At 72.7% G+C, this 14,927-nt stretch carries 14 protein-coding genes and 2 pseudogenes; 7 read left to right on the forward strand and 9 right to left on the reverse strand.

Translation table 11 applies throughout. The features are described 5' to 3' along the window. Positions 1-2: 2 nt before the first annotated feature. Positions 3-362: pseudogene (locus tag V2W30_RS11915) on the reverse strand (Uma2 family endonuclease); the annotation flags it as partial. Positions 363-503: 141 nt separating this feature from the next. Between V2W30_RS11915 and V2W30_RS11920 the strand changes: the two are divergent. Both V2W30_RS11920 and V2W30_RS11925 read left to right on the forward strand, forming a co-directional pair. Continuing rightward, positions 504-1,278, forward strand: a pseudogene (locus V2W30_RS11920) (MerR family transcriptional regulator). Further along, positions 1,275-1,895, forward strand: coding sequence for a hypothetical protein (locus V2W30_RS11925; protein WP_338695999.1), 621 nt, complete (start codon positions 1,275-1,277; stop codon positions 1,893-1,895). The pseudogene V2W30_RS11920 and the gene V2W30_RS11925 overlap by 4 nt, the downstream one beginning before the upstream one ends. Here V2W30_RS11925 and V2W30_RS11930 read toward each other — a convergent pair. Further along, positions 1,846-3,288: an RNB domain-containing ribonuclease gene (locus V2W30_RS11930; RefSeq protein ID WP_338696001.1), complete on the reverse strand. Its 1,443-nt coding sequence runs from the start codon at positions 3,286-3,288 to the stop codon at positions 1,846-1,848. The two genes, V2W30_RS11925 and V2W30_RS11930, sit on opposite strands and share 50 nt — an antisense overlap. A 93-nt stretch (positions 3,289-3,381) precedes the next feature. Between V2W30_RS11930 and yaaA the strand changes: the two genes are divergently transcribed. Further along, positions 3,382-4,182, forward strand: coding sequence for a peroxide stress protein YaaA (gene yaaA, locus V2W30_RS11935; protein WP_338696003.1), 801 nt, complete (start codon positions 3,382-3,384; stop codon positions 4,180-4,182). Positions 4,183-4,261: 79 nt separating this feature from the next. Then, a complete protein-coding gene (gene eda, locus V2W30_RS11940; protein ID WP_338703568.1) occupies positions 4,262-4,906 on the forward strand; it encodes a bifunctional 4-hydroxy-2-oxoglutarate aldolase/2-dehydro-3-deoxy-phosphogluconate aldolase in 645 nt (214 codons plus the stop codon). Here the strand turns inward: eda and V2W30_RS11945 are convergent. The 4 genes from V2W30_RS11945 to V2W30_RS11960 are packed head-to-tail and all read right to left on the reverse strand — an operon-like array spanning position 4,881 to position 8,289. Continuing rightward, positions 4,881-5,543 carry a histidine phosphatase family protein gene (locus V2W30_RS11945; RefSeq protein WP_425244521.1) on the reverse strand — a complete coding sequence of 221 codons (663 nt, stop codon included), beginning with the start codon at positions 5,541-5,543 and terminating at the stop codon, positions 4,881-4,883. The two genes, eda and V2W30_RS11945, sit on opposite strands and share 26 nt — an antisense overlap. Then, positions 5,544-6,287 carry a zinc ribbon domain-containing protein gene (locus V2W30_RS11950; RefSeq protein ID WP_338703569.1) on the reverse strand — a complete coding sequence of 248 codons (744 nt, stop codon included), beginning with the start codon at positions 6,285-6,287 and terminating at the stop codon, positions 5,544-5,546. 27 nt (positions 6,288-6,314) lie between these two features. Continuing rightward, a complete protein-coding gene (locus V2W30_RS11955) occupies positions 6,315-7,193 on the reverse strand; it encodes a Nif3-like dinuclear metal center hexameric protein (RefSeq protein ID WP_338696005.1) in 879 nt (292 codons plus the stop codon). A 43-nt stretch (positions 7,194-7,236) separates the two neighbouring features. Beyond that, positions 7,237-8,289, reverse strand: coding sequence for an iron-siderophore ABC transporter substrate-binding protein (locus tag V2W30_RS11960; RefSeq protein WP_338696006.1), 1,053 nt, complete (start codon positions 8,287-8,289; stop codon positions 7,237-7,239). A gap of 257 nt (positions 8,290-8,546) precedes the next feature. On the opposite strand from V2W30_RS11960, the gene V2W30_RS11965 reads away from it, so the two are divergent. Beyond that, on the forward strand, positions 8,547-9,704 hold the full coding sequence (locus V2W30_RS11965; protein WP_338696008.1) for a hypothetical protein: 1,158 nt from the start codon (positions 8,547-8,549) through the stop codon (positions 9,702-9,704). Positions 9,705-10,001: 297 nt separating this feature from the next. Here V2W30_RS11965 and V2W30_RS11970 read toward each other — a convergent pair whose 3' ends face one another. From V2W30_RS11970 to V2W30_RS11980, 3 genes are all read right to left on the reverse strand, one after another. Continuing rightward, positions 10,002-10,943 (reverse strand): 3-oxoacyl-ACP reductase, encoded by a 942-nt coding sequence (locus V2W30_RS11970; RefSeq protein ID WP_338696010.1) that lies wholly within the window; start codon positions 10,941-10,943, stop codon positions 10,002-10,004. A gap of 21 nt (positions 10,944-10,964) precedes the next feature. Further along, positions 10,965-12,041, reverse strand: coding sequence for a Zn-dependent alcohol dehydrogenase (locus V2W30_RS11975; protein ID WP_338696012.1), 1,077 nt, complete (start codon positions 12,039-12,041; stop codon positions 10,965-10,967). A gap of 97 nt (positions 12,042-12,138) precedes the next feature. Then, entirely contained in the window at positions 12,139-12,993 is an 855-nt protein-coding gene (locus V2W30_RS11980) for a MaoC/PaaZ C-terminal domain-containing protein (protein ID WP_338696014.1), read from the reverse strand. A 274-nt stretch (positions 12,994-13,267) separates the two neighbouring features. Between V2W30_RS11980 and V2W30_RS11985 the strand changes: the two genes are divergently transcribed. Further along, positions 13,268-14,200 (forward strand): ABC transporter ATP-binding protein, encoded by a 933-nt coding sequence (locus V2W30_RS11985; RefSeq protein WP_338696016.1) that lies wholly within the window; start codon positions 13,268-13,270, stop codon positions 14,198-14,200. Continuing rightward, positions 14,200-14,916 (forward strand): ABC transporter permease, encoded by a 717-nt coding sequence (locus V2W30_RS11990; RefSeq protein WP_338703570.1) that lies wholly within the window; start codon positions 14,200-14,202, stop codon positions 14,914-14,916. The genes V2W30_RS11985 and V2W30_RS11990 overlap by 1 nt, the downstream gene beginning before the upstream one ends. The last annotated feature ends 11 nt before the right edge of the window (positions 14,917-14,927 follow it).

The following is a 14,927-nucleotide window of genomic DNA, read 5'->3' on the forward strand; positions in this document are numbered from 1 at the left end:
GGTCAGCGGAACTCGTCCGTCTCCAGGTCGAAGCCGAACGGGGCGGGGAGCGCCAGAGCCTTGCCGAAGGGGAGCGTGCAGGACTGGCGGTGGTCGCCCTTCGCCGGGTCGCTGTGCGGGGTGACGGAGGACGTGTCGCGGAAGAGGCGAAGTTCGGTGGGCGCGAAGGTGCCGTCAGGGATCGGGGGGTTCCTCGGACGGTGTCCACCGCTGGGCAGCTTCAGGCCCTTGTTCCCGGAGAAGTCCCTATCGGTCCTATCGGTCCGGGAACGCCCGATCACCTGCTTCATGATCAAGTTGAGGGAGTCCTCGTGGTCCCCGTCCGGCGGGGGCGTCACGACGATCTTCGCGGTCATGCCCTCACGTCCCTTCTTCGGTCGCTCGCCGGACTGGGCCATGATCGATCCGCCGTCCCTCGCGTCAGGGGGTGTTCCCTCAGTCGTGGCACAGGAGCGCGGATACGCGCTTGACCCTCCCCTGGCGTCAACGTTTCTACTGAGGTCATGCGGATCGGAGAGCTGGCCGGGATCGTCGGCCTCACCACACGCGCCATCAGGCACTACCACCACCTCGGGCTGCTGCCCGAGCCCGAGCGGCTCGGCAACGGCTATCGCGCGTACGGGCTGCGGCACGCGGTCGAGCTGGCCCGGATCCGGCGCCTCACCGAGCTGGGCCTCGGCCTCCCCGAGGTGCGGGACGTGCTCGCGGACGACGCGGGGCGCGACCTCGCCGAGGTGCTTGCCGAGCTGGACGCGGACCTGGCGCGGCAGGAGGCCGCGATCCATGGACGCCGGACCCGGCTGCGCGCGCTGCTGGCCGACGCCGAGCGGGGCGGCTCCCGGCGGACGGCCCGCTCTCGCCCGAACTGGCCGCCTTCTTCGGCGAGTTGGGTGATGTCGACCGGACGTCGCCGATGGCCGTGAGGGATCGCGACGTGCTCACCCTGATCGACGTGGCCGCCCCGCCCGAGGCCCGGGAGCGGCTGATGGCGGCGCTGGTGCCCGCGCTCAGCGAGCCGGGCGCCCTCGACGCGGTCCGCGACGTGTACGCCCGGCTCGACGCCCTCGCCGACGCGGAGCCCGACGATCCGCGGGTCACCGAGGCCGCGCACGCCCTGCTCGGCTGTCTGCCCGCGGAGCTGCCCTCCGGGCCGTCCGCGGACGAGGACTCCTGGGACGGCGGCCCGCTGCTGGGGACCTTCCTCGCCGACTTCTCCCCGCCCAGGCGGCAGCCGTCCGTCTCGCCCTGCGGATGGCCGCCGACGGCGGCGCGCGATGACCGGCGCGCTGCGCCTGCTCGCCGGGCACGAACTGCGGATGCTGGGGAGTCTCGGCCGGTGGGTGGCGCGGCGGCGGCACGGTGTTCCGGCCGGGGCGAGCGCGTTCGGGTACGCGCGCGGGCAGGCCGCCATGATGTACGGCTTCGCGTTCGTCTGCGTCGTGGAGAGCGTCGGGATGGCCGTGCTGCTCCGCGACCATCCGGTACTGCACCGGGTCGTGCTCGCCCTCGACGTCTACACCGTCGTCATGGTGCTCGGGCTCCAGGCGGCGGCGGTCACCCGGCCGCACGTGGTGACCGCCGACGCGCTGCGGGTGCGGCGCGGCGCGCAGGTGGACCTGTGGATACCGGTGGACCGGATCGCCGCCGTGCGCCGCGAGAACCGGTACACGCACACGCCGTGCGACGGCGAACTGAACCTGGACGTCGGCGCGCGGACCAGCATCACGCTCGAACTCGCCGAGCCGGTGCGGCATGTGACGGTGCTCGGCCGCGCCAAGGACGTGCGCGTGGTGCGGCTGCACGCCGAGGAACCGGAGAGGCTGGCGCGCACGCTCCGGGCGCGGCTCACGCGGGCGCGAACCGCACCTTCGCCCGCCCCGGATCCGCCTGCGTGAGCCTGACCCGAAGGCGCTCGCCCAGCGGCAGCGCGGCGGCGCCGCCCTCGACGCGGGCGACGACGGCGGGTTCGGTCAACTGGACGGTGCCGACGGCCGGTTCGTGGTCCTTCACGTCCACGACGACGGCGTCGAACATCTCGCCGATCCGGTCCTTCAGGAGGGCCGCCTCGACGATGTCGACGGACTCGCGCTCCACGGTGTTCCCGCGCCGCGTCCCCTCGGCCATCTCCTTCGGGAGGCTGTCGAGGGCGGTCAACACCCATTCGGGGACGCCCTGTTGGTTGCACGCGGCCAGACACAGCTCGGACGCGTAGCGGTCGACGAGGCGGCGCAGCGGGGCCGTGCAGTGGGTGTACGGGGCGGCGACGGCGGCGTGCGTGGCGAGGTCGGGCACGTCGCCGCCGCGGAAGGCGGTGTAGCCCGCGCCGCGCAGCAGCGTCGTGCACTCCTGGAGGAACGCGGCGTGGTGCGGGTCGCGCGGGTCGAGGGACCGGACGAGCGCGGAGTACGGGACGTGGTGCGGCCAGTCGATGCGCAGCGCCTTCGCGACCCGGCGCAGCCGGCCGACCGCGCCGTCGGGGGCGGCGGGCAGGGTGCGCAGGACGCCGGTGCCCGCGGCGAGCATCAGGTCGGCGGCGGCCATGCCGGTGAGCAGGGAGATCTGGGCGTTCCAGGAGTCGGCGGGCAGCGGGGCGCGGTAGCCGAGTTCGTACGCGCCGTCGTGGACGACGATCTCCTGCTCGGGCACGTTCAGGGAGATGCCGCCGCGCTCGACCTCCAGCGCCTCGCGCAGGGTCCCGATGTCCTCGAGCAGCGCGACCGGTTCCTCGGCGGTGCCGCCGTCGATGGCCTTCTGCACGCCTTTGTAGTCGAGTTTGGCGCGGCTGCGCACGAGGGCCCGTACGACGTCGGTGGTCTCGGTGCGCCCGTCCGCGTCGAGGTCGATGGTCCACAGGACGGCCGGGCAGGTCTGGTCGGGCAGCAGGCTGGCCGCGCCCTCGCTGAGCACGGGCGGGTGCAGCGGAACCTTCTCGTCGGGGAAGTAGAGGGTCGTCACGCGGCGGTGCGCCTCCGCGTCGAGCGGGCCGCCGGGGGTGACGAAGGCGGCGACGTCCGCGATCGCGTACCGCACGCGGTATCCGCCGCCGGGGCGCCGGGACAGGTGCATCGCCTGGTCGAGGTCGGTGGAGGTGGGCGGGTCGATCGTGAAGAAGGGGATCGCCGTCTCGTCCCGGTCCGGCAGCCGGGGCCGCGCCGCGGCCTCCCGTGCCTCGGCGAGCACCTCGGCCGGGAACTCCTCGGGGACGTCCAGCGTCGTTCGCAGCTCGCGCAGCACGGCACCGAGCGGTGCCTGCGCTGCGCCGGTCGCACGAAGGTGGCGGCGGGGCATGCGTCGAGCGTAGGACGCGGGAGCCTGAGCGGCACGCCGTACGCTGGGCCTTTGATTCGACCTTGTCGTCCCGTACGTGTCTGAGGAGCGCCCGTGCTTGTGCTGTTGCCGCCGTCGGAGGGTAAGGCCGCTTCCGGACGCGGGGCACCGCTGAAGCCGGAAGGGCTCTCGCTGCCGGGGCTCGCCGCGGCGCGGGCCGCGGTCCTCGACGAGCTGGTCGAGCTGTGCGTCGGCGCCGAAGCGGACGACGCGAAGGCCCGTGACGTGCTCGGGCTGAGCGAGGGGCTGCGCGGCGAGATCGCGAAGAACGCCGAACTGCGCACGGCGGGCGCGCGTCCGGCCGGGGAGATCTACACCGGGGTGCTGTACGACGCCCTGGACCTGGCCTCGCTCGACGCGGCCGCGAAGAAGCGGGCGGCGCGTTCGCTGCTCGTGTTCTCCGGGCTGTGGGGCGCGGTCCGCGTGACCGACCGGATCCCCTCCTACCGCTGCTCGATGGGCGTGAAGCTGCCCGGCCTCGGCGCGCTCGGCGCGTACTGGCGGGCGCCGATGGCCGAGGTGATGCCGGAGGTCGCCGGGGACGGGCTCGTGCTCGATCTGCGCTCGGCGGCCTACGCGTCCGCGTGGAAGCCGAAGGCCTCCGACGGCGACGTCGCGGGGCGCACGGCGTCGGTGCGGGTGCTGCACGCGCCGACCCGCAAGGTCGTCTCCCACTTCAACAAGGCGACCAAGGGCCGGATCGTACGGTCCCTGCTGACGTCCGGGGCGGCGCCGTCGGGACCCGCCGAACTCGTCGACGTACTGCGGGGGCTCGGGTACGAGGTGGAGGTCGAGGAGCCGGCGAAGGGTGGACGGCCGTGGAGCCTGGACGTGCTGGTGGACGAGATCCACTAGCCACCACCCTCCGTTGCAGCATGCGCAACGCCCTTTGCGCATGCTGCGCGACGCGGGGCAGGATGGCCCCATGCCTCCGATGCCTGCCGCGCCTGCCGCCTCCGTGCTCGATCTCGCCCCCGTCGTCCCCGTCGTCGTCGTGGAGGACGCCGCCGACGCGGTGCCGCTCGCGCGGGCGCTCGTCGAGGGCGGACTGCCCGCGATCGAGGTGACCCTGCGCACGCCCGCCGCGCTCGACGCGATACGGGCGATCGCCGCCGAGGTCCCGGACGCGGTCGTCGGCGCGGGCACGGTCATCTCCCCCGCGAACGTCGCCGACTCGGTGGCCGCCGGGGCCCGGTTCCTGGTCAGCCCCGGCTGGACGGACGCGCTGCTCGTCGCCATGAAGGGGTCGGGCGTGCCGTTCCTGCCCGGCGTCTCCACGACGTCGGAGGTCGTGGCGCTCCTGGAGCGGGGGGTCACCGAGATGAAGTTCTTCCCCGCGGAGGCCGCCGGCGGCGCCGCCTACCTGAAGTCGCTGTCCGGACCGCTGCCGCAGGCCCGCTTCTGCCCGACCGGCGGTGTCTCGCCGGCGAACGCGCCCTCGTATCTGGCGCTGAAGAACGTCGGCTGTGTGGGCGGGAGCTGGATGCTTCCGGGCGACGCCGTCGCCGCGAAGGACTGGGACCGGGTGCGACAGCTGGCCCGCGAGGCGAGCCTCATCGCAGGTGAGCGGTCTCGTTGAGGAAGCGGACGCTGGCGTTGCCGTCGGCGTAGTACGCGATCTCCGTCAGGGACGCCGCCGCGAGTTCCATCCGGAACAGGGCCTCGGCCGGTGCGCCGAGCGCGAGCCGGACGAGCGTCTTGACGGGCGTGACATGGCTGACCAGGAGGACCGTGCGGCCGCGGTACGCGGCGGTGAGCCGGTCGCGCGTCACGGCGACGCGCTCGGCGACCGCCGCGAAGCTCTCGCCGCCCCCGGTGGGGGCGGCCTCCGGTGAGGCGAGCCAGGCGTCCATGTCGTCCGGGAAGCGCTCCCGTACGTCCTTGAAGGTCAGCCCCTCCCACGCGCCGAAGTCCGTCTCGCGCAGGCCGTCGTCGATCGTCACGTCGAGGCCGAGGCGGGCGGCGACGGTGTCCGCGGTCTGGCGGCACCGCTTGAGCGGCGACGACACGATCGCCTCGACCGTGCCGCGCTCCGCGAGGGCGGCCGCCGTGCGCTCGGCCTGGCGGCGGCCCGTTTCGGACAGCTCCGGGTCGCTGCCGCCGCTGCCGGAGAAGCGTTTCTCGGGGGTCAGCGCGGTCTCGCCGTGCCGGAGCAGTACGAAGGCGGCCGGGGCACCGAGATCCGGTGCCGCGACCGCCTTGGCAGCACGGCTCATCTAGAGGCCCGACTCCGCGGTGCGGACCAGGATGCGGCGGCAGTTCTCGCAGCGGACCACGGTTTCGGGGGCCGCGGCGCGGACCTCGTTCAGCTCCGTGATGTTGAGTTCCAGGCGGCAGCCCTCGCAGCGGCGCTGGAACAGCTTGGCCGCGCCGACGCCGCCCTCCTTCTCGCGGAGCTTGTCGTACAGCTTCAGGAGGTCGGCGGGGATGGTGCCCGCGATGACCTCGCGCTCCTTCGCGATGGAGGCGGCCTCCGCGTCCAGCTCGGCCGCGGCCCGGTCGCGGCGGGCCGTCGCGTCGTCGGCCTTGGCCTGGACCGAACCGAGGCGCTCGGACAGCTCACCGGCCCGCTCCTGCGCGGACTCGCGGCGCTCCATGACCTCCAGGACGACGTCCTCCAGGTCGCCCTGGCGCTTGGCCAGGGAGGCGATCTCCTTCTGGAGGTTCTCCAGGTCCTTGGGCGACGTCACCGCGCCCGAGTCGAGGCGCTGCTGGTCGCGGGCGGCACGCTGACGGACCTGGTCGACGTCCTGCTCGGCCTTGGTCTGCTCACGGGCGCAGTCGCTCTCCTCGGTCGTCGCGGCGACGTGCAGGTCACGCAGCTGCGTGAGGTCCTTGGTGAGCGACTCGATCTCGGCGTGCTCGGGCAGCGACTTCTTCTTGTGCGCGAGCTGCTGGAGGCGTACGTCCAGGGCCTGGACGTCGAGAAGACGGATCTGGTCGGCGGGCGCGGCGTTCAGTTGGGGGCTCCAAAGGTTGAGAGAGGTTCACGAGGGTGTGCGCGCAGCGCTCGCTGGAAGGGTGGCGGCGGGCGACGGGCGAGCGGACGCCGCGTGGGCGGTCCAGGGGTCGGTGACCGTACGCGAGACATGGACGCGAAGTCCCCATCCGTGCCGGTCGGAGATCTCGTCGAGCTGGGCTGCGGCCAGCTCGCACCAGGGCCACTCGGTGGCCCAGTGCGCCGCGTCGAGCAGCGCCAGAGACGTGTGTTCGCGGGCCTCGCTGGCCGGGTGGTGGCGCAGGTCCGCGGTGAGGAAGGCGTCCACGCCGGACGCGCGTACGTCGTCGAAGAGGCTGTCGCCCGAGCCGCCGGAGACGGCGAGCGTACGGATCGTCGCGTCCGGGTCGCCCGCGACGCGGATGCCCTGCGCGGTGGCGGGCAGCCGGTCGGCGGCGCGGTCGGCCAGTTCGCGCAGGGTCAGGGGGTGTTCGAGCTCACAGACGCGGCCGAGGCCGCGGCGCCCCGACGGGTCCGTCGGGTCCGGCACGAGGGGGCGTACGACGCGGACGTCGAGGGCGCCGGCGAGCGCGTCGCTCACGCCGGGGTCGGCCTTGTCGGCGTTCGTGTGCGCCACGTGCAGGGCGATGTCGTTCTTGACGAGGGTGTGGACGACCTTGCCCTTGAAGGTGTCCGCGGCCACCGTCGTCGTCCCGCGCAGATAGAGCGGGTGGTGCGTGACCAGCAGGTCCGCGCCGATCCTGACCGCCTCGTCGACGATCTCCTGGACCGGGTCGACCGCGAACAGGACCCGGTTCACCTCGGAGTCGGGGTCGCCCACGACGGTGCCGACCGCGTCCCATGCCTCGGCGAGCGAGGCGGGCCAGAGAGCGGCGAGCGCGGTGGTCACTTCAGACAGACGGGGCACGCAGACAGGTTACCTGCGCCGCGCGCCCCACCCCTAAGCGTGGTTACTTGACCAGGTTCGCGCGGAGGTCCTTGAGCACCTCGCCGGCGGCCGTGACACCGAGGCCCAGGTACCAGGTCTCGTCCGGGACGTCCTTCGCCCGGCCGTTCTTCACGGCGCCCAGCTTGTTCCAGAGCGGGTTGTCCTCGGCGCTCGCGCGCTGGGTCTTCTTCGCGTCGCCGTAGACGCCGGTGAAGATCCAGTCGGCGTCGGCGGAGTCGATCTTCTCCGGGCTGATCTCGGTCGCCAGGTCGTCGATCCGCTGGTTCTTCGGGCGCGGGATGCCGGCGTCGTCGAGGATCGTGCCGATGAAGGAGGCCTTGGCGTAGAGGCGGATGCGGTCCGGCATGTAGCGGAGCATGGTCACGGTCGGGGCCGTGCCGCCGTTGGCCTTCTTCACGTCGGCGCCGAGCTGCTTCACGTTCTTCTCGTACGTGGCGAGGTTCGCCTCGGCCTTGGGCTTCTCGTCGAGCGCGGAGGCGTTGAGGAGGTAGTTCTCCTTCCACGTGAAGCCCGGACGGATGGAGAAGACGGTCGGCGCGATCTTCGAGAGCTGCGGGTAGAGCTTGGCGGCGCGCAGCTCGCTGCCGAGGATCAGGTCGGGGTGGAGGTTCGCGATGGCCTCCATGTTGAGGGCGTTGATGGTGCCCACGTTCTTGGGGCTGCCCGCGTCCTTCTTCAGGTACGAGGGGATGCCCTCGTCGCCCTCGGTGGGGGCGTAGCCGACGGGCTTGATGCCGAGGGAGACGACGTTGTCGAGCTCGCCGACGTCGAGGACGACGACGCGCTGCGGCTTCTTCTTCAGCTCGGTCTTGCCCAGGGCGTGCGTGACGGTGCGCGGGAAGGTGCCGTCCGCGGCCGTCGTGCCCATCTTCGCGGTCTGCTCCGCGGCCTGGGAGAAGTCGTCGCCGCCCTGGGCGACCTTCTTGGAGCCGGCGCCGTTGTCGCTCTTGGCCGAGGCGTCGTCGTCCGATCCCGACCCGCAGGCGGTGAGGGCGAGGGCGGCGACAGCGGTGACGGCGGTCGCCGTGATCCGGGTGCGGTGACGTATCGACATCGGCGGTTCTCCAGGTGTTGCAGGGCAGCACGGAACCGGCGATCGATCACGTCGACCACGGCCACAGGGCGCCCACAGGTTGTGGTTAGGCAAACCTAACACCAGGCGTTTCGGGCGCCGCGAGCACACCAGGCACACCGCTCTCAGCCGATTACGGACATCGCCACCCTTTGGTGTGAAGCGGGAGGCCAGGAGTGCCACGGAGGTTCGTGCGAAAACTAGTTTCGGCTTCGGACAAGCGGAGGTGAAAGATCCCCATGACGGCCTTGGCCATCGAGAGCGCGACCGGGGCGCGGCCCGAGGTGCCGCCCACCCGCTGTGTGATCACGGCGGACGCCTCGTACGCGGCGCGTCTCGCGCACGACGGGGCGGACCCGGGGGCGTGGTTCCCCGAGCGCTGGACCCTGGACGGTCCCGAGCCGTACGCGGTGCCCCTGCCCGGGAACCAGCCCGAGGAGCCCGGCACCGACGTACTGCCGCTGACCGACGGCCGGGTCCTGATCCGGCGCGAGGCGGCCGGGCGCCACCTGTTCTCGCTGCTCTACCCGACGGGGCCCGGGACCGGCGAGGTGCCGCTCGGGGCCGTGGAGTGCGGCGGCCGGGCGGAGCTGACCCTGCTGCCGCCCGCGCCGGACGGGCGGAGCGCGTACGCGCTGGCCGTCGGCGAGAAGTCGACGGACGTGTGGCTGGTGGCGGGCGGCGCGTTCGGCCCCGAGCATGTGGCCGAGGTGCCGGGGCGCTGCTCGGGCGGGGTGTGGCTGGACCGTGCCGGGCGGCTGCTCGCGCTCGACCGGGAGCCGGTGGAGGGCGGCCCGGTGAAGTCGGTCGCCGTGGATCTGGACCGCGGCGGTGAGGTGTCCGCGCTGTTGCAGATCACGGAGGAGAGCGAGGACCGGCTGCTCCTCGCCGATCTCGACACGGGCCTGATCCTGGTCCGCTCGGACGCGGCGTCGCCGGGTGAACCCCGGCTCGGCTGGGGGGTGTTGGGCAGTACGCTGCCGATCCGCTTCCCGGAGTCGCTGCGGATCGCGGACTGCGCGACGACGCCGTTCGCGATCCAGCCCGGACAGACGCTGATGCCGGAGAGCTGCGCGGTGGCGCTGCGCGTGGACGGCCCCGAGGGCGGGGTGCCGTGGCTGGGGGTGTGGCGCCCCGCCGAGGGCCGTATGCACCAACTCGCCGCGCCCGCCGGGTGGTTGGCGGGGGCGGGCTTCTGGTCGCGGGACGGGGTGCTCTCCTTGCCGTACGCCACCGAGGAGGTTCGCTGCGGGCTCGCGCGGGTACCCGCGCCCGAGGCACCGGCGGCGCGTCCGGCCGCTCCGGTGGCCCCGGAGCCGCCGGCGGCGCCCCGTCCGGTGCCGCTGGGCCAGGCGCCGCTCGGTGGGCGCCGCAGCGCGTCCGAGCAGGGCGGATAGACTCGCCCGGCGGTAAGTGAAGGATCGTGTCAAGGGTGTACGGGGTGAATTTTCCGATGGCGGAATCCAACGGAACGAACGGGACGACGGACAGCCGGGAGCGCCGCGAGGCCTCGGCTTCGGGCCGGCACCGGGGGCGGTCGCCTCGGCGCCCGCCCAGGGCGAGCAGCCCGAACCGCGGGGCAGGCACCGGGGGCCGCGCGCCAAGGAGGCGTAGGTCCGCAGCGTTCGCAGGGGAGAGGAGAGGGGAAAGACCCGGTCGGGTCTTTCCCCCTCTCCCCTCTCCTCGCTTGAGCGTCAGTCGTGCTTGAGGCCGAGCACCTCCGCCGCCGCGAAGGTCTCGTTCGGCGGGCGGTCCTTGTAGTGCGGGGTGAGCAGCGCGTCGAGTTCGTCGTACGTGAAGACGTCCTTGGCGGAGTCGAACTTCGCCTGGACCTTGGGGCGTTCGACGACGGCGACCATGCCGCCGTGCACGACGAGGAGCTGTCCGTTGACGTTCGCCGCGGCGGGCGAGGCGAGGTAGCCGACGAGCGGGGCGACGTGTTCGGGGGCGAGCGGGTCGAGGCGGCCCTCGTCCGGGGTGCCGAATCCGGCGAAGACGTCCTCGGTCATCCGGGTGCGGGCGCGCGGGCAGATGACGTTGGCGGTGACGCCGTACTTGGCGAGGGCCAGGGCGGTGGAGGTGGTGAGCCCCACGATTCCGCCCTTGGCCGCCGCGTAGTTGGGCTGCCCGGCCGAGCCCGCGAGGAAGGCCTCGCTGGAGGTGTTGACGATCCGGCCGTAGACCGGGCCGCCGGCCTCCTTGGACCGTTCGCGCCAGTGGCGGGCCGCGAAGTGGGTGGTGTTGTAGTGGCCCTTGAGGTGGACGCGGATGACCGTGTCCCACTCGTCCTCCGTCATCGAGAAGATCATGCGGTCGCGGAGGATGCCGGCGTTGTTGACCAGGATGTCCAGGGCGCCGTACGTGTCGATCGCCAACCGGACGAGTTCCGCGGCCTGTTGGTGGTCGGCGACGTCGCCGGTGTGGGCGGTGGCCGTACCGCCCGCCGCCCGGATCTCCTGGGCGACCTGTTCGGCGGGGCCGGTGTCGGCCGCGCCGGAGCCGTCCCGGCCGGGCTGACCGTAGTCGTTGACGACCACGGCGGCGCCGAGCCGGGCCAGTTCGAGCGCTTCGGCCCTGCCGAGCCCGCGCCCGGCCCCGGTGACGATCGCGGTGCGCCCCTTGAGCGGCGTTGCCATAGGTGTCGGCTCCTCAGTTCGTCAGATCTCGATGCACGTCCGCAGGGCGGATCCCGTGCGCATCTGGTCGAGCGCCTCGTTGATCTCCGCCAGCGGCACCCGGTGCGTGATGAGGGACTCCAGGTCGATGCGGCCCGCCCGCCACAGGGCGATGGTCCGCTCGTACGAGGTGAGGACGTCACCGCCGCCGTACATGGACGGCAGGATCCGCTTCTCGTCGAAGAACAGCTCGAACATGTTGAGCTGGAGGTTGTCGTCCATGGCGCCCGCGCCGACGACGACCAGGGTGCCGCCCCGCCGCGTGTTCTCGTACGCGGTGCGCGCCGTCACCGACTTGCCGACGACCTCGAAGACGTAGTCGAAGCCCTCGCCCGCCGTGATCCGCTGCTTGGCGTCGGCGAGTCCGTCCGGAGCGACCGCTTCCGTCGCGCCGAACGTCAGGGCCGCCTCGCGCCGCGACGCCACCGGGTCGACGGCCACGATCTGTGCCGCGCCCTTGAGGCGGGCGCCCTGGATCGCGGAGATGCCGACGCCGCCGCAGCCGATGACGGCGACCGACGAACCGGCTGCCACGTCGGCGGTGTTGATGGCCGCGCCGAGGCCGGTCGTGACGCCGCAGCCGATGAGCGCGGCGATGTCGAAGGGCACGTCGTCCGGGATCGGTACGGCGCAGCCCGCGTCGACGACGACCTCCTCGGTGAAGGTCCCCGTCCCCGCGAAGCCGAACACGTCGCCGCCGGGGCGCTTGAAGTTGGGGGTGCCCGCGTTCATGAACCCGGCGAGACACAGTTGGGTCTGGCCGCGCTTGCAGGCGGGACAGGCGCCGCACGCCGGGAGCCAGCAGACGAGCACGCGCTGACCGACCGTCAGACCGCTGACATTGTCGCCGACTTCGATGATCTCGCCCGCGCCCTCGTGGCCGGGGATGAAGGGCGCCGGCTGCGGCAGGACCCCGTTCATCGCGGAGACGTCGGAGTGGCACAGGCCGGTCGCGCGGACCCGGATCCGGACCTTCCCCGGGCCGAAGCCGATCGCCTCGACGTCGTCGAGGACCTCGAGTTTGTCCTGGCCTATCTCGTGCAGTACGGCTGCTCGCATGGCGTGCGGCTCCTTTGCGTGGACGGATGCGGAGGCGGTTCCGTGGAGGGGCCCCTGAAGGTGTCCGGGAACATGTCCGGGAACATGTCCGGGCAGGTCACGTGTGGGTGATGACGGTGTCCGCGAGGACCGGCGCCTCGTCGCGCTCCACGGCCGCCACCGTCACCTGCACCCGCCCCGGCTCCCGCCACATCCGCACCCGCAGCGTCTCGCCGGGGAACACGATGCCCGCGAAGCGCGTGCTGTAGCGGGTGACGCGGGACACGTCACCGTCGAGGACCGTGTCGACGACTGCCTTGAGCGTCACCCCGTACGAGCACAGGCCGTGCAGGATCGGGCGGTCGAACCCGGCGAGCTTGGCGAACTCGGGGTCGGCGTGCAGCGGGTTCCAGTCGCCGGAGAGGCGGTAGAGCAGGGCCTGGTCCTCGCGAAGGGGGCGGTCGACCGTGCTGTCGGGCTCGCGCGAGGGGACCTCAAGACGCTCGGACGGTCCGCGTTCGCCGCCGAATCCGCCTTCACCGCGTACGAAGATCTGCGCGTCGGCGGTCCACAACGGGCCGTCGTCGTCGGCGACTTCGGTGCGCAGCACGAGGACGGCGGCCTTCGTCTTGTCGTAGACGGCCGCGACGCGGGAGGTGGTGGTCGCCCTGCCCTCGACCGGGATCGGGCGGTGCAGTTCGATCGTCTGGCCGCCGTGCAGGACGTGCGCCAGATCGACCTCGACGCCGGGCGCGGAGAGGCCGCCGACGACGCCCAGACCGGCGCCCGCGACGGTCGCGAAGCTGGGCAGGACGTGGAGCTTCGACTCCAGGGTGTAGCGCAGCTCGTCGGGGTCGGTGGCGGGGAGCCCCGCGCCGAGGCCCAGGTGGTAGAGCTGGATGTCCTTGTGTCCCCAGGTGATCTCGGCGGACCTGGGTTCGGCGGCCACGGCCTTCGCTGCGTCGATGGGCATAGCGGGAAACGCTCCTAAGGCTGGTCAAGACCTCGGTGCGGCCGTCCGCACCGTCGGTCGCACCGAGGTCGTCGCGGGCCGGGTAGAACCTGTTCCAATTCGCCCGGCGACCCCATGTATAGCCAAGAGCGGATGGGTTGGGAAGAGTCACGACCCGCTTTGCTGACGCTACGTCAGAAACCGTGTCCGGTACGGGGACTGTGACATTTGTACTGCCGAGGTGCGGACATGCGCATCTGCCGGGCACCCCGCCCCGCTCCGTAGCGTCGTCCCCATGACGACGAGGACATCGGACACCGCATCACCGGCCGTGCGCTTCACGGGGGCCGTCAGGACGTTCGGGGACGTACGCGCGGTCGACGGGCTCGACCTGGAGATCGCGCCCGGCGAGACGGTCGCCCTGCTCGGCCGCAACGGCGCGGGCAAGTCGACCGCGATCGCGCTGCTGCTCGGCCTGGACGAGCCGCAGGAGGGCGGCGTCGAGCTGTTCGGCACGGCGCCCGGCGACGCGGTGCGGCAGGGGCGGGTCGGCGCCATGCTCCAGGAGGGCCGGGCGGTGCCCTGGGTCACCGTCGCCGAGCTGGTCGGCTTCGTGGCCGGGCGGTACCCGGCGCCCATGGACGTGACGGAGGCGCTGCGGCTCGCGGGGATCGAGGAGCTCGCGGGCCGCAGGGTCGACAAGCTCTCCGGCGGCCAGACGCAGCGGGTGCGGTTCGCGGTGGCGCTGGCCGGCAACCCGGCGCTGATCGTGCTCGACGAGCCGACGGCCGCGCTCGACGTGGAGGCGCGGCACGCGTTCTGGGCGTCGATGCGGGCGTACGCGCGGCGCGGCCACACCGTGCTGTTCTCCACGCACTACCTGGAGGAGGCCGACGCCAACGCCGACCGGATCGTGGTGATCGACCACGGCCGGGTCGTCGCCGACGGCAGCGGCGACGAGCTGCGCCGGGCGGGCGGCGGCAGCTCCGTCTCCTTCGACCTCGCGGGGCGCGGCACCCAGGATCTCGCCCTGCTGCCCGGCGTGCTGTCCGTGGAGGTGCGCGGCGACCGGGCGCGGCTGCGCAGCGCGGACCCGGACGCGACGGTGATGGCGCTGGCCGCGCTGGACGCCGTACGGAATCTGGAGGTCAGGGCGGCCTCCCTCGACGACGCCTTCATGGCGCTGACCGCGACCCCCGAGGACCTCGACCACCTGGAGCGTGTGTGATGTGGGACTACCTGTGGCTCGAAGTGAAGCGCACACTGCGCGACGGACGGTTCGTGCTCGGCACGGTCGCGATGCCGGTCATGATGTATCTCCTGTTCACCAACATCGGCGCGGACGAAGGGAGTTGGCAGACCGCCTCGATGGTCGGGATGGCCGCGTACGGGGCGCTCGGCGCGGCTCTGAACACGGCGGGCGGGGTCGCCGAGGACCGGGCGGTCGGCTGGCTGCGGCAGTTGCGGATCACGCCGATGACTCCGCGCGAGGGTGTCATCGGGCGGGCGCTGACCGGGGCGGTGACGGTGCTGCCCGCGATCCTCGCGGTGATGCTGGCGGGCGCGCTGGTCAACGGCGTACGGATGGACGCCTGGAAGTGGCCGGTGATCGCGGTGCTGCTGTGGCTGGGCTCGCTGCCCTTCACGCTGCTGGGCCTCGGCAACGGCTACCGGCTGACCTCGCAGGCCCTCGGCGGGATGAACATGCTCTGCTACCTGGGGCTCGCGGTCCTCGGCGGCCTGTGGTTCCCGGTGCAGTTGTTCCCGGAGTGGCTGCGGCACGTCTCCGCGTTCACGCCGACCAACCGGTTCGCGCAGCTCGGTACGGCGGTCGCCGACGGGCACGCGCCGTCGGCGGTGGCGCTGGCGGTCCTCACCGGCTGGCTGCTGGTGTTCGGTTCGTACGCTGTGGTCTCGTACCGCAGGGCCGCGCGCACCAGCTGAGAACTGGTCCT

Source organism: Streptomyces sp. Q6 (genome assembly GCF_036967205.1).
GTDB classification, from domain to species: domain Bacteria; phylum Actinomycetota; class Actinomycetes; order Streptomycetales; family Streptomycetaceae; genus Streptomyces; species Streptomyces citrinus.